Raw genomic sequence first — 20,513 nt, 5'->3', positions numbered from 1 at the left:
TCAGGTCTTAATTTATTTTCTTATAACGCTGTTATTTATGGTTGTCCAGCAGTCGGTACACTTCTGCTCCGGCCAACAAAAAGCAGCCGAGTCCGTAATCTTCAAAATCGGGCACACTCGCATAGCTCACCGGCTGACCATCTTTGGGTTCTTTACCTGTTCCTTGCAGGTAGCCTAAGAAACCAGACGGGTGTACAGCTTCGTTTACCATGGCTTTCCACGCTTTCTCCATAGCAGGCCGGTAGGTTTCCTCGTCCAATAAACCCTGATTTATCCCCCAAGCCATACCGTATACAAAAAGAGCCGTACCGCTAGTCTCGCGACCACCAAAATTCGTGGGATCATGCATACTAACATTCCAGAAACCATCTTCCCGTTGCGTGGCCAGTACACCTTCCATAAGATCCTTGAAATCCTGTAAATATTCTGCGCGATGCTGTTGATCTTCCGGAAGGAGGTCAAGTACCCGAACTAATGCAGCTACCACCCAACCGTTTCCACGCGACCAATAACAATCTTCTCCATTAGGTTCCGTATAAGGGGGAACAAAATCCTTATCACGCCACCATAGTTTATCTTCTCTATTATATAAACCACCCCCCTCAACATCACGGGAATGGACATACATTTTGTGCATATGGTCAAAATATCGTTCATCATCGTACATGACCCCTAGTTTTGCGTAGATAGGCATCGCCATCTGTATAGCATCTATCCAGGTCCAGTCATCCACTTTACCCGATGCGATGATAAAATCGATATTCTTCTTAATGTCCGCTATGCGTTCTGGTTGTGGATCTATTTCGTAAAGATCCAGATAGGTTTGACCGCAGTTTTGGTCATCGCCATTACGGGTTTCCGTACCGTTACGCAATCCCCATGCATGATTATTGCCCCAGTCGACCGCATAATCATAATAGCGTTTATCAGGATCAACCTTATACAATGCCATCAACCCCTCGTAATATACCCCCCTCGTCCAAATATTACTCGGACGCCAACGGGTGGTATAAATCGGTTTCTTCGTATCCGGCCATTTATTCATAAAATAGTTATTGGTTCTTCGCAAGACTTCCAATACCTGTTGTTTTTCTTCCTGTTTTGATGCCAATTGCTTTTTGGGAGCACAGGCACTCAGGATAACCGTCATCAACAGCAGCAGGCTATACGTTGTTCTTTTTTTATTACTCATCTTATTATTGAAATAGATTACTTGATTTATAATGTTGCAACGATAATACCTCATAATTTCTTACCGGGCAACCTGCGGTATCCTGAGAATTGAGGGAAAACAGGCGTTGAGTTACTGATACCGTACATTTCTGCGCTTCTTGTCAAGCTGTTCATAAGGTATCACACCGACACGTTTCGCCCACGTGTCATAAATTTGGGATAGTTCGTTTACAACCTCCGGATACTGTCCTTTGACGTCGGTATTTTCTGCCCGATCGGTCTGCACGTTGTAGAGATACCAGATATTCTCCGGATACTCCGCCACTAATTTCCATTTTCCTTTCCGGACAGCCTTATTCCCTTCATGTTCAAAGCAAATTGCCCGGTCTTCTTCTACGAGCTCCTTACGCCATATCTTCTGCAACGCTTTTCCCTCCATGGGTTGGATGGCATGTCCCGCAAACTCTTTCGGATAGGCCGCATTCGACCATTCTACTATGGAGGGCATCATATCGATGAGATGGGCCGGTTGATCAACCTGTAGGCCTTGCGGTATATATTTTGGTCCATAGGCAATAAAAGCCGTTGCGTTCCCGCCTTCAAATTCCCAATGCTTGAACTTACGGAAAGGTGTATTACTCACCACAGCACCTTCCTTTCCATAAGCCGAAAACGACTTGGGATGACTTGCCGGAAAGAAGTTAGCCGCACGGATCTCCTCCGTGAATCCTTGATTGGTTATGGTTTCATTGCTTGCACCATTATCCGATAAAAACAGAAAAATAGTATTCTCCAACTGACCATTCTTCCGCAGATGCTCCATGAGTTTGCCGACATTTTGATCGATGGCATCTACCATGGCCGCATAGACAGCCATACGTTCATCCCATTGTACTTTTTCTGCCCATGAAAGTGATTCCCAATCGCGTATGGTCGTATCTAAAGGCGACAACGTTGTGGAGGGCGGAAATAAACCCATTGCCTGCTGCTTCTCAAATCTTCGATGACGAACAACGTCCCAGCCCTCCATATATTTGCCTTTATAGCGAGCAATATCTTCTGGTTTGGCATGTAAAGGCCAATGGGGAGCTTGGTACGCCATGTAAAGGAAAAAGGGATCCGATTTTCTCTCCTCTAAGTGTTCATCCACGAACGAAATAGCATAATCGGTATAGGCATCTGTACTGTAATAGTTTTGAGGTGGTGCTATTTCTTCGTTGTCCAAGGCAATGGTCAGCTTTTGATTGGGCCGATAGGGCCTGTTTTCAAAATAGCTGTTCGCACCATCAATAAGACCATAAAACCGATCAAAACCACGCTGCAATGGCCAATGTTCCTGTGCCTGACCAACATGCCACTTCCCCGTCATATACGTGCCGTATCCTGCACTTCCCAATACTTCGGCAAGGGTAGCCGTTTCACGGTTCAGGTATCCTTGGTAAGCAGGATAGGGCCGGGTGTTCATCATGTCTCCTATGCCCGCTTGGTGGGGATATACACCCGTAAGCAACGAAGCTCTAGATGGGCAACAGCGCGATGCATTATAAAAATTGGTCATTTTAACACCGCCTTGTGCCATCCTATCCAGATAAGGTGTCTGTATTTCCGATCCAAAACAACCTAAATCCGAATAACCCATATCGTCTGCCAGAATTAAGACGATATTGGGACGGTCTGCATGTTGTGCAAATGCAACCTGCATCAGTGTAAAGAAATAAAGGAAATGGATTCTTAAAGTTTTCATTATTCGTATGTATACCGAGTTACTTTTTCAAATATCTTTTCAATCCTATTTTGGGATTTTCTGCCAGATAACCCGCAATTAACGAAGCATTTAATTCTGCTCCCGCTTTCAAGGTATGGGTATGATCCTTCGGATCAAAAAATAAACGTCCAACCTCTTCTTTTCCTCTTTTTTCATATTCGGCAACAACCAAATCTTCTAACGGGACGAAAAAAGCACCTGCCTGTGCAGCCGCTTCCCTAGCCCATATGGCATAATCTGATTGTACGACGTTTGTGCCCTCCCAGCGATTACGCGGAATCGGCGAGCAAATAATGGCGGTTGCCCCTTTATCATGGATATTTTTCACGAATAAACGTAGATAATATCCGTAGCTGTACACGATCTCCTTCTGTTCCAGTAAAGGGTTTTTCACCTCTTGATAATCGTCGCCGTTTCCTTTGATAGTACCCCGCGCGCGCAACGTATCTACGATGGGACTGGAATCGTTATGACCAAATTGCATGATAACGTAATCACCCGGCTGGATACTGTCCAATACCTGCTGCCACAGTTTCGGATTGTTGTAAAATGTCCGGCTACTTGTGCCGCCCAATGCTTTGTTCTGCACATCGATTTGTTGCGGGTTGAAATAGTCTGCTATAAAGCTCCCCCATCCCCACTGACCATTGGAACCATCTCCACGCCCCGTCTTCACTGTCGAATCTCCAATAAGAAAAAGAGTAGGTCTGCCTTTTTTTCCGACAAAAGAGCATAAACTCCATACCAATAAGACAACGGATAATCCTATAACTATTTTATTATTTGTCATTTTATATATTTTACTAATGGATGTTGTATATTTTTTAATCCTTCTATAACCGAAGTTGCATTTTCCATAGCTCCATGATAGTTCGTATGGGTATGATCACCCGGAAAATATTTTGCTTTTACTTGTTCCGATCCTATTTCATCGTATTTTTTGGCCGTAATTTCATTCAGATCGATAAAGGATACCTGTTCCTCTGCTGCAATCTGCCTTGCCCATAGACCAAAATCCTGACTCGCGCGTTTCACGTGTCCTTGTTCATCCCATTGATTTCGTGGAATCATCGAAAGTAAAATCGGATGCGCACCTATCTGTTTAGCCTCTCGCACAAACCGGCGTAAATTTTCGCCGTAAGTACGAACTACTTCTGTCTCTCCATTGCCCCAATCCAATATAACAGAATCCCGGCCAACTCCTCTTAACACCCCTCGATAGCCTTGTCGTGTCGTATCCGGTTTGCTTCCCTCATTATGTCCAAACTGAATCAACAGGTAATCACCAGGTTTCATCTTTTCTTTCACCCTATCCCAACGCCCTTCTTTCCGAAAAGTACGTGTACTCCGACCCGCCATAGCATGATTGGCCACAGCCACTTGTGTCGTATCCAAAAATGCTCCTAATAGCGAGCCCCATCCCCAATATTCCTGATTGCTATTTCTCACGGTGGAATCGCCGATCAAATAAATCGTCGGTCGATCTTGTATTCCGAAAGAAACGAGACATATACCTAATACGATGATCGATAATTGCTTTACCATCTGCTTATCGTTTTTATTTCTTTGTTTTTAAACCTCGATCCGGTTTTACGATACGTATGTCCGGCGCTTTCGGCGGCAAGGTCATCCCTGTTCCGAGGTAAAAGCCGGTGTGAGGAGGTTGGTTATAGGCCACATTTTGCCAAGCGATACTCAAACGATATACAGGATCGTGCATTAACGTATACAGACGGTAAGCTGTTGGAATAGTTGTCGTATATATCCGCAGGGATTGGTTGTCATCAGATCGGATAATAAGCTCTTCCCGCCAGTCTCCCAAGATGTCAGCACTCAAATTCGGTGTACTTTTTGAACCATTAATAGAGGACGCTCCTTCGGCTTTAAAAATAACACCCTGCTGATATTTTTCGATATAATTACTGTTCAACAACTCTCGGCTCAAATCGCCATCCCACCAAATGAGAAAATTGGTAGACCGTGGGGCATCCCCAACGCGGTTTCCTTGCATATCGTACACTCCTTTTGAACCCAACCACCACATATAAGCACCTCGATGGTTCGGATCGATATTAGCTGCGCCCCCCCTTCCCACGTCTTGGTCAATAGCGCCTTTGAAAAGCACTTCTCCTGTTCTTGCGTCGCGAAGTGCGGCCCCCACTCCCGTCCGTCCACCTTTCAATTCATGTATACCAAACGCTTCTAGCCCCGGGCGGTCTGGGTCTAGATCTGTGACATGCAACGCATCACCATGCCCCAATCCTGTTGTATATAATCCGGTACCATCGTCATCGACGCACATCGCACCAAATATGATTTCGTCTTTTCCATCTTTGTCCACATCGGCGACTGCCAGACTGTGATAACCTTGTCCAGCGTATGGGTGTCTACCCGACTCGGTATCAAAAACCCAACGGTTTACTAACTTTCCGTTTTTAAAATCCCAGGCTGCCAGTGTCGTCCGCGCGTAGTAACCTCGTGTCATAACAAGACTGGGGGTCATGCCATCCAGATAAGCAATCGCTGCCAGATATCGTTCTGATCGGTTTGCCCGCGTATCTCCCCAACTGCGAAGATCACCTCTTTCCGGCAGATAATCGACCGTGCTAACCGCCTTTCCGGTGCGTCCATCAAAAACCGTAAGGTATTCGGGACCTTCTAGAATACGGCCATAAGTCGACGAGTTGCGATCCGTATCCCGCCAGTCCGCATCGGGGTCACCTATCAGCCTGCCAAATCCGTCCTTTGTTCCATCTGCTGTTTTGCATACAAATTCCGCACATCCGTCGCCATCTAAATCATACACCATAAATTGGGTATAATGCGCCCCTTCCCGAATATTTTTCCCCAGGTTGATTTCCCACAGAAAGGTTCCATCCAATTTATAAGCCTGGAAAATTGGATCAGTCGTAATCCCATTATGGGAATTATCATGTCCCTTTCCCGTTTGATGTATGATAATTTCATATACACCATCGCCATCTAAATCTCCTACAGATGCATCGCCCGGCATATAACCTTCCGGGGTCCGTAGTGGAATCTCCAGATACTGTCTTACAGGTGTATTCTTTGCCAGTTTCAGCTCGGTTTCGAAGTTTTCCTGTTGGTTTTGGACACTAACCAACGTATAGGTTACGTCTTTGGTTAAATCGACTTGTTTATCTTCAAAATTTGTTCCTTTCTTCAGCGGTTGATCGGTAAGGCGTACCTTTTCCCCTTCTCCGTATTGTCTATAAAGGTGAAAAGGAAGATTGTAAGCATCCGTTGCGAGCAGACGCCAACTAAGGAACGCAGTATGATCAGACGTTTTGACGGCGACGAATCCGCGATCCAGATATTCCATCTGACGCTGTGCCGAAAGCGGAATCGCTACAAGCAAGACAGCCGCTGTCAATAAGGTATTTTTCAGGTTTTCCCATATATAACATACCTCGTTATCCTTTGTTACGTTCTTCATAACGGGTTTATTTTAGCGTTATTTCTGGGCAACTTCTTTGCCGTTTACAACCACGTTCTTCAAAATAAAGTTTTCAATATAATCCTGATTAATATGTGGTCTTTTCGCTTTGATGTTCATATTTTCAAAAGTGAAGTTGGATAATTGATACTGATTAGAGTTACTCACGTCGAACAATACGTCACACGCGAGGTCGATATCACGTAGGACGATATTTCGCGCATAGGACAGTTTAACACCCTCTTCCCCTTTTAGATCAAAAAACTGAGTCCAGGGACGGATAAATAACATGATGTCTGCCGTTCCTCTGACATTTTCAACAAGAATATGTTCGTATTCCTGTGGTGTATCAGGACGCATCTTCAATTGTAGCATTCTTTTTGCACCATCTAGGGTATTATTCCGATAAATAATATTGTAGCTATGGATCGATTCACTACCACAGGTTAAGGTGCTATGACAGAATCCAAACGTACAGTCTTCAATAATAATATTATAATTCGGTCCATTATTAGGGTCTTTGTCGGCTTGCGGTCCTTTGCCTCCTTTTAACGCAATAGCATCATCGTTCACAGACATGTGACAGTTTTTTATTAGCACGTTATGGCAGTCATCTAAATCAATCGCATCCGAACTCGGTGCCTTAACAGGCTCTTTTGGAGCCGTAATATGCAAATCAATCAACTTCACATTTTCACAACGATAATAATGTGAAGTCCAAAAAGGAGAGTTTTTCATATGTATGCCAGACACCTGTACATCTTTGCTGTTGGAAACATAGAGAATACGTGGCCGCATTTCATCTTTGTTCGTACAGTCCGGATTGAATCCTCTCCTAAGCCAAAAGGCTTTCCAATATCGCAGTCCATTACCATCTAATGTACCTTTACCTGACACGGTAAAACCATCAACTTTATCCGCATTAACCAAGGCCGCAAAATACTTCACCGTTTCTCCTTCTATACGTGTCATCAATAATTCAAAGTGACTTATATCATCGCTTCCTTTTAAGACCGCCCCCTCTTCTAAGTGCAAATGGGTTTCTGGTTTAAAAAATAAAGATCCACTAAGAAACGTACCTTTTGGTATAATGATTACCCCTCCTCCAGCTTCGTGCGCTTTATCTATTACCGCTTGAATTTTGTCTGTCTGGAGTACCGTACTGTCCTGTATAACACCAAAATCCGTAATACGATAGGACTTCCCTAACGCTTCGATACGAGTAGGCTCCACCTTTTTGAACCAATCAGAGACGGGTGTCCCATCCGGAAAACGATCCTGCCCCTTTACTACATTAAGCGAAGTAAATGCTACAAATAACACGGTAATTAGGAAGATTTTACTTTTCATATTCTTTTTTTTCGGTCAGCTCGCTAGCTCTATTATTGCTTACTGCTTTTAATTTATAATCCCTAAACTATTAACAAATAGCAGCACAGGCAACCTGTAGTGTCCTGTTTGAATAGCGTAAAGCGGCTGATAATGTGATATTTTTGAAATAGAACGCTTATATATCGCTTTTATAACCCTATGTAAAAAATTTGTTATGACATCTAGCAATTGGATCCGTTTCATCGTTCTATATAAAAAAGTTGGTCAACATCTATTGACCAACCGAGCTAAACTTAACTAAACTAAAAGATTATTTTTTACCGACATCTAAGTCTCCCCTCGCCCTAGTCGGTCAGGATGTTCTCTTTAGGCATCACGAATTGTGTGTTCTCTTTTTCTCCTCGCGGTATACCGAAGTAGAAATAGAGCGTGCGGGATACCGGTTGATCCAAGACGGTCATTTCACCAGCCGGGCCATTTACTCCGGGTCTGTTGTTAATACCCATCGCCAATTTGGTTCCCACAGCGGGAATCGCATCTAAAAACGAGATATCACCTGCAGGAAGCTCGGGATAATGCTTCGGTCCGGAAATACCATAAAAATCAAATAAACGCAGATACATATCCTCTTGGTCAGTCGCCACGAGAAACTTACCTTGCGTGGTGTTAAACTGCACCCAGCTTACATCAGAAAAATACCCTTTGAACTCTGGGAATTCCCAAGGGCCGATCCCTGCTCTGGAGTCGTTATACATATTCTCCCAAGTATTTAGGGTAACGCCTTGTAGTCGGTTTTTCCAAACACGATACGGTCCGTTACCCAACCATTTTGCCGTGATGATATAATTTTCCGGAAAATTAAAGCTTACCCCGGCATATGGACGTTTTCCTTGCATCTTATAGCTATAATCTAATTTTAGCCACCCATCAGGTCGCATGGTCCAGCGGATATAATCCAACTGACCATCGAAATCAAATTCCAATACCTTGTTTTCACCTACCGAAGACGTGGTGACACCTTTCAGCATATAGTCCCCATCAATCAATATCGGACCGTTACCAAAAGCCATTTTCATGCTATAGTCATTCGCCAAATCTGCTAATAAACCCGTTTCTTTTGCAATAAACGCTGTGATACCATTGGCTTTCAGGACGTAATGTGCACTGTCGTCTGTTAGTTCTACTGCCGTCGCTGTCTTTACAGGTAAGATCGCTTTGGTGATGGTAGCGTTATCCCGAATACGCCATGACCAGGTGTATATCTCTTCGCCATGAGGATCAGTGGCTGTTAACAACAATGCGTCGTAAGCTTTCCAGTCTTCCGACAGTTGAAGCTGTAAGGTTCCTTTTTCGGTCGGCTTTACGACTGGCGCAAGCAGGTCATATTGTTTTTCCACTAATATCCCCTTAGCATCTGCAAAGGGTAGTTGATAGCGAACCAGCTTATAGGCAAACGTACATGCAGAAAGGTCCGTATGATGATAGCGGTTTTCCACTGCGATGTTTCCATCAAAATCTTTCGGGAGCTTCTTCATCTTGATATGAACCGGAGAAAAAATCTCTTTGATAGCAAAGAAACTTCCCTCCTTTTGGCGGTAAGGCCCTAAAATACCATCTGGTGCATTTACCCGGTTTACATCGATAGTACCATTGAAGTCTGTCCGTACGATGCCTTCGTCTGCAAAATTCCAAATAAAACCGCCTCCTCCAAGTTTAGCTTCCCAATGCAATTCCCAAATATCGGCTAGTCCGGCCGCTGCACCACCATCATCTTGTGCATGTAGGAATTCTGTCGTCATGTAGATATTTGGCCCTTCCAGTATTTTTTTCGTCGAATAATAATCTTCATAGTGATTGCCGTCTATACCGTTGATGGCATTTCCCGGCCGGTGGTGGGCATGAATTACTGTTCGTGCAGATAAATCATACTTTGCGTACTCGTCTACTAATTCTTTATTATGACCGCCCTCGTTGCCGTTGCTCCATAGGACGATCGACGGATGGTTCACGTCACGCACGACCATCTCTTTTACCAATTTCTTTCCGACGGGTGTTCCGTATGCTTTTTGCCAACCGGCAAGTTCGTCTAACACATAAAGCCCCAAAGAATCACAGTATTCCAAGAACGCTTTATCGGGCGGATAATGCGAACAGCGTACCGCGTTCATATTCATTTCTTTGATGAGCTTCACGTCATTCAGATCCAGTCTTGGGTTTACGGAACGACCTGTTTCCGGCCACCACACATGGCGGTTTACGCCTTTCATTTTCACCTTCACACCGTTCACATATATTCCATCACCTTGACGAACTTCGACTGTACGAAACCCAAAACGCTCCGTCGTTTGATAGCTTTCCGCACGGTCATTTTCTAACGTAAAAACCGCATGATATAGATGAGGCGTCTCTGCTGTCCATAAGTTGGGCTTCTTTACAGCTAAAGATACTATTCTCACCGAATCGGAGGCTCGTAACTTGACACGCGTCGTCGCCACAACACTCCCTTCTTTATCCCTCAAATCTACACGTAAGGCTGAATTTTCTTGAATATTCTCTAAATAAACATTGCTCTTAAAAGAACCATCTGCTTTTGCATCAATAGCCGTCCAGTTAATATTTGCCTTGGGTGTCACTTCCAAATAAACGGGTCTATATATACCCCCAAAAATCCAATAGTCTGCTAGGCGTTCTGCATTATTTACCGTATTATCTGTCGACATTTTGGATACCGTGACCTCCAGCGCATTCTCCCTGTCGAAGTGAACCTTGTCTGTAATATCATACTTGAACCGATAGAAAGAACCCTGATGGATATCGCCAGCCAATTTCCCATTAATCTTCACCTCCGTATCCGTCATCGATCCTTCGAAAACGATAGAAATCTTTTTGTCTTTCCAATCTGCAGGCACCTCAAAAGCATGCCGATAAATACCTTTTTCTTCATGAAAACGAAAATTCTTACCGTAGGTCACATAATCACGACCATAATTATAGGAACCAAAGCCTTGTTGTTCCCAATGACCAGGTACTGCAATTTTTGACCACTCTCCCGCTTTTCTTCCTCCTGTGATCCAAAAATCCCATTCTACGGTATTTTCATTATCCGTACCGGATAGGTATCGAATTTCTTTTACCTGCTGCGCATGGCCTGAAAAGCTGGCACACAATAGTAAAAAGGCGATATACGTTTTTATTTTCAGCGAAAACATAGGTTTAATCATCATTGTTAAAAGCAGAGGCAAAATACCAAATAAACTAAATTATTGCATCCTGCGGCATCCTGTCGCAGGGGCGATTACACATTATTTTTTATACAGACGCACGCAATACGGTGTAAAACGGCACCTCCAGACGGCTTGTCAGGCCATCTAAAATACTGGTAGCTGCATATTCGCCCATCAGACGAAAATCCGTGGAAATGGTCGTGATACCGTTTAATATAAACTTTTTAAGTGGCGTCTCGTTATAGGAGATGACACCTGTGTCCTGTCCGATTTCTAGTCCCTTCGCACTTACCTTATTCAGTAAATGAAATAAGTCATCTTCGGCCAAGTTGATATAGCACGTTCCTTTCTTTATATGTTCTTCTTGCAGATCGCCTACCAACAGGTGATCAAAAGCATATTCTTGACAGAATTTATAAAAGCCTTTGATGATCGCTTTCGGATAATCGCTATTATCGGGAAACACCAACTTAAGCATACTATATTTGGACAGCGGCTCCCGAATAGATTCTAGAGCTTCATAGATGTCTCTCTCGTGATTTTCACACACAATCGGAAATTCCCCGTCGATCCCTTCCACATTACGTCCCAATAGCAATAACTTATCTCTTGGAATCATCGATAACACCTCCGCAGCTTTATCTCTTCCTTCCTTAAAATAAGGAAATACGACATGGTAATCATACGACTGAGAGAGATTTTGCAATAGCGTACGCAGATGGGTAATATCACTATTGTATACAAAGAGGTCTATAGCAGCCTCACTACCTAACTTACCTGCCAATGCATCGTAGACAATCTTCTTGTGCGAACTTAATTTATTCAAGAATACTGCAATACGCAAGCGAAAAGTTTGTTCCTTAGCAACAAAATACCCCTTCCCTGGAGAAGATTTAATAATCTCTTCTGTACGTAATTTTCGGTATCCTTTTTCCACAGTATCCCGTGCAATTTGCAGCTGATAACTTAAATCATTAATAGACGGGAGCGCATCTCCGATTTCAATGACTTTATGCTTGATAGCTTCTACGATCGCATCGGCTACCTGTATATATTTAGGGGTTGCCGAGAAATCATTGATTTTTATCATCTTAATTAATGCTGCATTGATGGTGCCGCGGGCACGTGACGAAATATACAAGGTTTCCATGTTACTATAATTTAAGGTTGGTTAACAAATCCTATTATTTTATTGCCATGATATTAAGCTTGTTGTTTATATTGGACCATTTTTCTACCGATACATTTACACCTGTATCGTTTCTGTTAGCTAAAGCAACGTAGTATGGTGGTCAGCGTTTTACAAAGCTATCGCAGTCCGTGAACCCAAGGCAGTAAAAATTGCTCAAATTCCCTGTAAAAATGTCTCAAACACCAAAATTTAAATTGTTTTCAGAATAGAGTTTTTTCGATCAAGGAGGAGATGGTAAAATGACGATTCGGATAGTGGTCGAATGTGATGGTGTACGGGATGGAGCAAGATAGGACGGGATGGAGTTATGAAGCATTTTTTGTACATTAGACCCTTATGTTAAGGGCAATGCTAACCGGAAGGCTAACGATTGTAAAAACAACTGCACTTGTACTCTTAATGAGTATAGGTTTACATAGTCATGCTCAATTTCTGCAACTTAAATTTGACCACATTACCTCTGAAGATGGACTACCGCAAAGTACCATACATGGTATTGCTAAAGATAAACATGGCTTTATGTGGTTCGGTACCTGGTCAGGACTTTGTCGGTATGATGGCTATACTATACGTGTTTATCGTTATGATGCCCATAATACAAGAAGCTTAATCAACAACCGTGTACACAATATTTTGGCTGACAAAAATGGTGATTTATGGATCTCTACGTTTGATGAGCAGTACCTGTGTCGTTACCGCTATGAAACAGACGACTTTGAGCGTCTCCCCATGACAGATTGCCCGCCGGAGCTAAAAGATAAAATCAATAGACGTAATCATCGTCTTCAGGTGAGTTTTAGCTATCAGCAAACGAGGTGGCATCTGGATAACCTTTCTACCACATTGGTGGAAACACATCTTCCCTCAGGAAAGCAGAAAACGTACACCGTCGACGCGGGGAATCCCTGGTCTATAAATGACGCTTATGTCAGTGATATTTTTTTAGACGATCAACAAGTTATTTGGTTAGGAACCTATAGTAACGGAATTAATCGCAGCTATCTTGATGCCAGCCCATTCCATTATCTTTATCATGACCCGCAGCGTAGTAATTCCCTTATCGAGAATATTGTCCGCTCCATAACAGAGGATAAAGATGGAAACCTGTGGGTTGGTACACGCAGTAAAGGCGTAACTCTCGTTAAAAAAAACGGGCAATATCAACATTTTCAACATAATCTCCAGACAGCACACTCTATACAGAATAATTATATCAAGAAGGTGTTTTGTGATTCGGAAGGCTATGTTTGGATAGGAAGCCAAAGTGGGTTAGATCGTTACGATCCTCGCCGTAGGATTATCGAACAGATCGGGGATTCAACTGCATTAAATACGGGGGTCTATGGTATGGCAGAAGATGCTGATGGGGATATTTGGTTAGCTACCTGGAATGGTGTTTCCAAGTTCAACCGTCGTCACAAGGAAATAGAAACCTACGATCTCAGCAGTGTTCTTACCGAGCAACATGTATGGACTATCTTTATCGATAGTAAAGGGCAAATATGGGCCGGAACGGAAGGCGCGGGCATCTTTATTTTCAGCGAAGCCCATGAAGGCCAACTGAAATTGATCCGCAGGTTACACCACGGAAGCCAAACAGCAACCTCATTAAGTGATAATCGCATTTATAGCATATTTGAAGATCGTGAAAACCAGATATGGATTGGCACCGGTAATGGGCTTGATTGCTATGCTCCCCAAACCGACAGCGTGAAACAATTCGCCCAACTTGGAAGTCTTTGGCCGAAAGGAACAATAGCCGGCGTTACGGAAGATAATAACGGCTTTATTTGGGCGAGTCACAAGCAAGGTATATCACGAATAAATAAAAAGACACTCGATATTCGTACATTCTCAAAACAAGACGGCCTGCAAAGTAACGAATTCGCAGACGGCGCAGTTTATCGGAGCCTTTACACCAATAGGCTCTATTTTGGAGGCAACAAAGGTATAAATCATTTCTCTCCCGACAGTATACGCACGAATAAAACGCCACCAAAAGTGGTGCTGACAGAACTTCGTATTCTCAACCAGCCGGTGGAGGTAAACCAACAGGTCAATGGACGGGTGGTATTAGCAAAACCATTGTATCTAGTTCCGTCCATAGCACTTACACACGAGGATAAAAGCATCAGTATTGAATTCTCAGCCTTACACTTTGCTAACCCGGCTGGCAACCAGTATGCGTATATGCTGGAGGGCTTTGACAAGGATTGGATATATGGCGATGCCGATAAAAGAGTGGCGAGCTATTCCAACCTTGCCCCCGGTGACTATACATTTAAAGTAAAAGCGTCCAATAGTGATGGCGTATGGGCTGCGGTCCCAACTGAACTATCCATTTCTGTAGCACCCGCGCTTTGGGCGAGCACAGAAGCCTATGTTCTGTATACGTTTATTTTTATATTACTGTTATATGCGTTTTATTACTACATCACCCGTTACGCGAAACTGAAGTCAAAGCTCAATTATGAAGCGATTCTGCATGAGAAAGAACGGGAACTCCATGAAAGTAAGGTACAGTTTTTCACCAATATTTCGCATGAGATAAAAACGCCGCTGACCCTAATTCTATCGCCTATACAACAATTAAAAACCTGGGGAGGGGAGGATTTGCGGATACACGAACAGCTCAAAACGATGGAGACCAACGGACAGCATCTTCTGAAAACGGTAAATCAATTATTAGATATACGTCGTTTCGAAACCGGAAATGAAGAACTCCATCTCGAAAAAACGGAACTGCTCTCCCTTATTCAAAAAGTCGTTGATTCCTTTTCACAGCAGGCCCGCCAAAAGAAAATCCGCTTGAAAGTTGCATCATCACAACCAGAAATGTACGCAACACTAGATGCGGATAAAATAGAAAAAGTACTATACAACCTCTTATCGAACGCCCTTAAATTTACAGACAGCGGTAATATGGTCAAAGTGCGTATACTACAACATAATGAACATTTAAACATCGACGTTATAGACAACGGAAAGGGTATTCCTCCCGAGGATTTAGAACGAATTTTTAAGCCCTTTCTCCAAGGTCGATCAACCGTACCGGGGGGAACGGGACTGGGACTGAGTTACAGCAAGACACTTGTCGAAATGCATGGTGGGAAACTGACTGTAGAAAGTCGTGCCAATACAAAAAGGAATAAGTTGACGATATTTCGTATCCTATTACCTATAGCGCACGATAGTACAACTATCACAGTATCGAAAGAGGTCGCCCCTACACATGATCATGCCGATACATCTACTACATCGGCTACTACACGACAAGCCTTCGTAGAACAGCTTCCGTTACTTCCCCGCAAATGCACCTTACTTTTAGTCGAAGACAACGATCAAATGCGGAGTTATTTAGCGCAATTCTTTCGGAGTGATTACTACATCTTGGAAGCTCCAAACGGCGAGCAGGGGTTAAAGCTTGCGAGCAGACACGTGCCTGATTTGATTATCAGTGATGTTATGATGCCCGAGATAGATGGCATATCCTTTACACGTCAGGTAAAATCTGATATCTTGCTCCGGCATATTCCCGTTATCCTGCTTACAGCGCGAACGTGGGTAGAATATGAGGTAGAAGGGCTGGAAACCGGCGCTGACGATTATATGGTCAAGCCCTTTCATTTACCTATCCTCGCCCTAAAAGTGCGGAATCAACTCTTAACACGTTTCCATATCCAAGAAAAATTCCAGCACCAGGTCTCTATTGAACCGACAAAAATAGATCCGCAATCGCCAGATGAAGTCCTCCTTCACAAAGTACTGATCTATATAGAGGAACATGTACAGGATTCCGATTTAAAAATTGAGAACATTTGCCAAGCGATTGGTCTCAGCCGAGCACAGCTCTATCGCAAAATGAAAGCACTGACGGGCTACAGCATGAACGATTTGATCAAAGAAATCCGCTTGAAACGTGCACAACAGCTGTTGCAGGATCATAAATTTCAAATCAATGAAATTGCGTATATGGTAGGGTTTAGTGATCCTGAATATTTTAGAAAAAGCTTTAAAGCAAAAATTGGATGCTCCCCTAGTGCTTACGCCAAACAACATCGATCTTCGGTCGATTCTTCGCAGGACAGCACATAACGCGTTTATATAAATAATAGTATAAATTGCAGGTTCAAATCATTATATCTCGTTATGATGACATCTGTATATAATATTATTTTATCGTTTTTTGTTTATCTGTTTAGCTTCTCGTTGGTCGTGGGACAAGAAGCAGAAGTTCCGCTAGAGTGGCATAGCAAAGTAGGCGCGCAATCGAAACCAACCCAAACCAAAGAATTCTTCGTCAATGATTATGGCGGTAAAAATAATGACAGTACATTAAACACAGTAGCCATTCAATCGGCAATCGACGCTTGTGCGGAAGCAGGCGGAGGTATCGTTCGTTTCCGACCGGGCTCCTATCTTACGGGCTCCCTATTTGTAAAAAGTAATGTTCAACTACATATAGATAGTAACGTTACTTTATTAGGGAGTCAAAATATCGATGACTACAAACTTATTGATACACGTGTAGCGGGCATTGAAATGGAATGGCCGGCGGCACTCATTAATATACTGGATCAGGAGCATACCGTTATCAGCGGAAAAGGGCTCATCCACGCACAAGGGAAGCCATTTTGGGAACAATATTGGCGTATGCGTACAGATGAATATGAACCCAAAGGCTTACGTTGGATTGTGGACTACGATGTGCGCCGTCCACGTACCATTCTGGTGTCCGGTGCGAAAAACATAACGTTAAAGGACTTGGAGATACAACAGGCGGGGTTTTGGACGGTACAGATTTTATATTCTACCCATGTCACCGTTGATGGTTTAACCATCAACAATAACGTGGATGGCCATGGGCCAAGTACAGATGGTATCGATATCGATTCTTCTTCTTGGATTTTAGTACAGAATACAGATATTGATTGCAACGATGATAATTTTTGTATTAAAGCGGGGCGTGATGCAGACGGTTTACGAGTTAACAGGCCTTCGGAGTACATTGTGATCCGTAACTGCTTTGCCCGGCGCGGTGCGGGTTTACTTACTTTGGGTAGCGAAACGTCTGGTAGTATCCGTCATGTTTACGCATCCAATATCCAAGGTTCCGGCACAAAGAACTGCCTGAATATCAAGTCAGCGGTAACCCGCGGTGGTACGGTAGAACATATTGTGCTTGAAAACGTCTGGATGGACAGTGTAGGGGTTGTCTTGCAAGTGAACATGAATTGGAATCCAAGTTACAGCTATTCTAAGCTGCCGGAAGGATATGATCACGAAGACATTCCTGAACATTGGATAACGTTATTGCAGCCTGTTGAGCCTGCCGAACGGGGAATCCCTACATTTCGAGACATCACTATGCGTAACGTACATATTAAGGGAGCCAACAGAGCCATCAACGTAGAGGGACTTCCCTCTTCTTGGGTGGAACGAATTACATTGCAGAACGTGTCTATCGAAGCAAAAGAAGCAGGAAAAATTCGTTACAGTAAAAATTGGAATGTTCGGGATTTTGAGCTCCAGACCAAAGATGGTTCGACCATCGGAAAAGAAAATACAGCAAACATAACATTATAAAAGCGCATAAGCCTTACGCCTATACGCTTTTAAAAACACTGTATGAATCAAAAAAATCCTTTAATTACGCCCGATAATACCGTAATTCGATAATATCACTTGGTACAGGTTGCGTATTCCATTCGTTGTGAATTACCAATGCAGCACCGATGGCAGTTGCTTGCGCCATAGACGCCGCGTATATCTCGATGTTACCGAACGTCTTAGCAAGCAAATTCATAAAGATATTGTTCTTACTAAACCCACCGTCCACAAAAATCCGCTTGATTCGCTTTTTCGCCAAAATAAGGCGAGTAGAAGCTACTTGCGCTGCCACTAGGTAAATTATAAACGCATGATAGGCTTCAACATAATCAGCGAAGCTACTTAAATCTACCTGTCCGAACGCATCTAGGTTTGCTGGAATTTCTTTTCCGGCGCTTAACTTTTCGATGATCTTCCAGTCGATCTCTATATGCTTAAAACGGCCGGTGGTTACCTGAAAATGTTCTGCAATACGTTTTGTCTGAACTTCATGCTCATAACCCGCAAACAAGCGGGACGCCTTAACGGGTGTGCCCGCATAGGTCATATAGAATAGACAGTCTTTTTCCAACTCCTCTTTCGTTAAGTTCTCGTCATTAAAGGGGTTTAACGAAATACACCAAGTACCTGTCGAAATTAAAATAAAGGGTTCGTGGAAATTCAGTAAATACGGAATGAGCGCCGAGGAACTATCGTGCAATCCCACACCCACTTTGTAAGTGCTTCCGGGGAATGCAGCTGAAAATACTTCGTCTCCTTTCACAATGGGTGCTAATTTGCTTTCTATACCCGTTTCCTTAACCCATTGGTGGTACGCTTTCTTTGCAAAATCCCACAAAGCCGTATGGCAACCGATACTCGTCATATCTGAATATACCTGTCCAGAAACTAAAAAACTGAGATATTGTGGAAGATGTACGGCATATTTTAGTTTTTCGTATACTTCTGGCTTTTCCTGCTGTATACGATATAATTGAAGCCCCGAATTCAGGCTTCCCAAAGCTGGCGATGCCGTAGCAAGTGAAAATCCCTCTATGCCACCATATGTGTTATGTAGACTTTCTTCCAACTCTTTTGGATAAGCTTTGAGGTAATTGTACAGCGGTGTGAGTGGTCGTCCACTTTCATCTAGATACACAAAACTGGCACCGTACGATGTAAAGTTTATGGCTTTGATATCGAACTGGTCCAAACGGAAAACCTCGTGGAGGGAATCGAAAACGGAAAGACGTAGACTCTCTAAATTTTCACATGGATCTCCATCTTCGTCCACTGTTTCTAAAAATCTAGCTGAACGTTCAAATACAATGTCATAATGTTCATCAAACAAAAACAACTTTTTGTTCGTCTTCCCTACATCGAAAATAGCGACAACTGGTGTACGCATTTTGAATATTTAAATTATTTAAAGATGATCCGCCTATTGGCGGATCAGTTGAAAAAATCGTGCGTATTACTCTTGATTATATTTATAGCCCCGTAGCTACAGTATTGCTGCCACGTTCATCAATCAATTTCTTCCGAATGTCCAATTCGCTGAATAACGCGACCGGATTCAATGCTGCTCCTTGACGTAGACGTGCTTCAGCCACTAGAGGGCGTACATCGGTACGGAAGGCATCTTGCAGAATTTCCTGTGCACGCACGATATTGTTTTGCTGTTGCGCCTCTTTCAACGCTTTACGATCCACCAATAAGGCCTGTGCATACGCAATTTTAATAGCTTCCACAGATTGAAGCAAATCCACCAATGGATCTTTTAAGTTATGTGATGCATCAATCATCCAACCCAAGCCAGTAGCGTGCTCGATTCCGCGAGCATCCATTCCCTCCACCAGTTCACTGAAAATCAAGAACAATTGGTAAGGCTTGATGCTACCAGCCGTCAAATCATCATCAGCATACTTACTATCGTTAAAATGGAAACCACCCAACTTACCTTCCATCAGCAATAATGAAACAATCTGCTCAATATTAGCATTCGGCAAATGATGTCCTAAATCCACTAAAGTATATGCTTTATCGCCCAATTTGCTAGCGAGTAACAAAGATTGTCCCCAGTCTGCTATCGTCGTTGAATAGAAATTTGGTTCAAAGGCTTTGTATTCAACAAACATCTTCCAATCGTCGGGCAAATGTTTGTAAATCTCTTTCAAACTTTCCAATGTATTTTGGAAAGCTTCGCGGAAATTAAGCTGTCCCGGAAAGGAAGAACCGTCCGCCAACCAGACCGTCAATGCTTTGGATCCCAATGCTATACCATGTTTGATCACTTCAATATTATGATCGACTGCTTGCTTACGAACTTTTGGATCAACATGATGCAGAGAGCCGAACTTGTAACTGTGCTCCTGATCCGGCTGATCTTGAAACGTATTGGAGTTTACCGCATCAAAACCTAAACCGTAAGAAGCAGCAAGTGCCTTAATCTGTTCCGCATCTTCGGGGATATCCCACGGAATGTGGAGTGAAATAGCACCGCTAGAACGGTTCAATGCGTGTAACAAACCAACGTCCTCAATCTTTTGCTCTAACGTACCCGGTTCGCCTTTACCAGAAAAACGGCCAAAGCGCGTTCCACCTGTCCCTAAGGCCCAACTGGGTATAGCAATTTGGAATTGTTGCAGTTTATCCAATATGTCTTCCGCATTGGCTATATTTTCAGCAGTATAGGAGAAAGCACGTTGGTGCTTCTCCACAAATTGCCGATTATGTAATTCTATCGTTTGATTATCTAGCTTCATCTTTTTAAAATTAAGT

Annotated in this window: 12 protein-coding genes; 2 read left to right on the top strand and 10 right to left on the bottom strand. The window is 43.2% G+C overall.

Annotated elements, in window-relative coordinates; translation table 11 throughout:
- Window positions 1-31: 31 nt before the first annotated feature.
- From G5B43_RS04675 to G5B43_RS04640, 8 genes are all read right to left on the bottom strand, one after another.
- A complete protein-coding gene (locus tag G5B43_RS04675; RefSeq protein WP_206367240.1) occupies window positions 32-1,192 on the bottom strand; it encodes a glycoside hydrolase family 88 protein in 1,161 nt (386 codons plus the stop codon).
- 111 nt (window positions 1,193-1,303) lie between these two features.
- A complete protein-coding gene (locus tag G5B43_RS04670; RefSeq protein WP_165293564.1) occupies window positions 1,304-2,917 on the bottom strand; it encodes an arylsulfatase in 1,614 nt (537 codons plus the stop codon).
- A 19-nt stretch (window positions 2,918-2,936) separates the two neighbouring features.
- The gene (locus tag G5B43_RS04665) at window positions 2,937-3,728 is read right to left on the bottom strand and encodes an SGNH/GDSL hydrolase family protein (RefSeq protein ID WP_165293563.1); all 792 of its coding nucleotides are present in this window, start codon (window positions 3,726-3,728) and stop codon (window positions 2,937-2,939) included.
- Window positions 3,725-4,483 carry a rhamnogalacturonan acetylesterase gene (locus G5B43_RS04660; protein WP_165293562.1) on the bottom strand — a complete coding sequence of 253 codons (759 nt, stop codon included), beginning with the start codon at window positions 4,481-4,483 and terminating at the stop codon, window positions 3,725-3,727. Before G5B43_RS04660 ends, G5B43_RS04665 begins: the two co-directional genes overlap by 4 nt.
- Window positions 4,484-4,496: 13 nt before the next feature.
- Complete coding sequence (locus tag G5B43_RS04655) at window positions 4,497-6,395, bottom strand: rhamnogalacturonan lyase (protein WP_165293561.1); 1,899 nt, start codon at window positions 6,393-6,395, stop codon at window positions 4,497-4,499.
- Between the two features lie 18 nt (window positions 6,396-6,413).
- Entirely contained in the window at window positions 6,414-7,745 is a 1,332-nt protein-coding gene (locus G5B43_RS04650) for a glycoside hydrolase family 28 protein (protein ID WP_165293560.1), read from the bottom strand.
- A gap of 326 nt (window positions 7,746-8,071) precedes the next feature.
- A complete protein-coding gene (locus G5B43_RS04645; protein ID WP_240904754.1) occupies window positions 8,072-10,951 on the bottom strand; it encodes a glycoside hydrolase family 2 protein in 2,880 nt (959 codons plus the stop codon).
- Window positions 10,952-11,036: 85 nt separating this feature from the next.
- Entirely contained in the window at window positions 11,037-12,101 is a 1,065-nt protein-coding gene (locus G5B43_RS04640; protein WP_240904753.1) for a GntR family transcriptional regulator, read from the bottom strand.
- Window positions 12,102-12,542: 441 nt separating this feature from the next.
- Between G5B43_RS04640 and G5B43_RS04635 the strand changes: the two genes are divergently transcribed.
- Together G5B43_RS04635 and G5B43_RS04630 are read left to right on the top strand one after the other, a co-directional pair.
- Window positions 12,543-16,238, top strand: coding sequence for a hybrid sensor histidine kinase/response regulator transcription factor (locus G5B43_RS04635; protein ID WP_165293559.1), 3,696 nt, complete (start codon window positions 12,543-12,545; stop codon window positions 16,236-16,238).
- A 54-nt stretch (window positions 16,239-16,292) separates the two neighbouring features.
- A complete protein-coding gene (locus tag G5B43_RS04630) occupies window positions 16,293-17,729 on the top strand; it encodes a glycoside hydrolase family 28 protein (RefSeq protein WP_240904752.1) in 1,437 nt (478 codons plus the stop codon).
- Between the two features lie 64 nt (window positions 17,730-17,793).
- Here G5B43_RS04630 and G5B43_RS04625 read toward each other — a convergent pair whose 3' ends face one another.
- Window positions 17,794-19,140 (bottom strand): FGGY-family carbohydrate kinase, encoded by a 1,347-nt coding sequence (locus tag G5B43_RS04625; RefSeq protein WP_165293558.1) that lies wholly within the window; start codon window positions 19,138-19,140, stop codon window positions 17,794-17,796.
- A gap of 82 nt (window positions 19,141-19,222) precedes the next feature.
- On the bottom strand, window positions 19,223-20,497 hold the full coding sequence (locus G5B43_RS04620) for a TIM barrel protein (protein WP_165293557.1): 1,275 nt from the start codon (window positions 20,495-20,497) through the stop codon (window positions 19,223-19,225).
- Window positions 20,498-20,513 lie beyond the last annotated feature (16 nt).

This window comes from Sphingobacterium sp. SGR-19 (assembly GCF_011043555.1).
GTDB lineage: Bacteria > Bacteroidota > Bacteroidia > Sphingobacteriales > Sphingobacteriaceae > Sphingobacterium.
The sequence above is the reverse complement of the archived record's forward strand: the minus strand, read 5'-3'. Positions and strand labels throughout refer to the sequence as shown.

Bases quoted from the DNA above. Each gene is read 5' to 3' on its own strand.
- G5B43_RS04675 (WP_206367240.1), bottom strand. From the start codon at position 1,192: ATGAGTAATAAAAAAAGAACAACGTATAGCCTGCTGCTGTTGATGACG.
- G5B43_RS04670 (WP_165293564.1), bottom strand. From the start codon at position 2,917: ATGAAAACTTTAAGAATCCATTTCCTTTATTTCTTTACACTGATGCAG.
- G5B43_RS04665 (WP_165293563.1), bottom strand. From the start codon at position 3,728: ATGACAAATAATAAAATAGTTATAGGATTATCCGTTGTCTTATTGGTA.
- G5B43_RS04660 (WP_165293562.1), bottom strand. From the start codon at position 4,483: ATGGTAAAGCAATTATCGATCATCGTATTAGGTATATGTCTCGTTTCT.
- G5B43_RS04655 (WP_165293561.1), bottom strand. From the start codon at position 6,395: ATGAAGAACGTAACAAAGGATAACGAGGTATGTTATATATGGGAAAAC.
- G5B43_RS04650 (WP_165293560.1), bottom strand. From the start codon at position 7,745: ATGAAAAGTAAAATCTTCCTAATTACCGTGTTATTTGTAGCATTTACT.
- G5B43_RS04645 (WP_240904754.1), bottom strand. From the start codon at position 10,951: ATGATGATTAAACCTATGTTTTCGCTGAAAATAAAAACGTATATCGCC.
- G5B43_RS04640 (WP_240904753.1), bottom strand. From the start codon at position 12,101: ATGGAAACCTTGTATATTTCGTCACGTGCCCGCGGCACCATCAATGCA.
- G5B43_RS04635 (WP_165293559.1), top strand. From the start codon at position 12,543: ATGAGTATAGGTTTACATAGTCATGCTCAATTTCTGCAACTTAAATTT.
- G5B43_RS04630 (WP_240904752.1), top strand. From the start codon at position 16,293: ATGATGACATCTGTATATAATATTATTTTATCGTTTTTTGTTTATCTG.
- G5B43_RS04625 (WP_165293558.1), bottom strand. From the start codon at position 19,140: ATGCGTACACCAGTTGTCGCTATTTTCGATGTAGGGAAGACGAACAAA.
- G5B43_RS04620 (WP_165293557.1), bottom strand. From the start codon at position 20,497: ATGAAGCTAGATAATCAAACGATAGAATTACATAATCGGCAATTTGTG.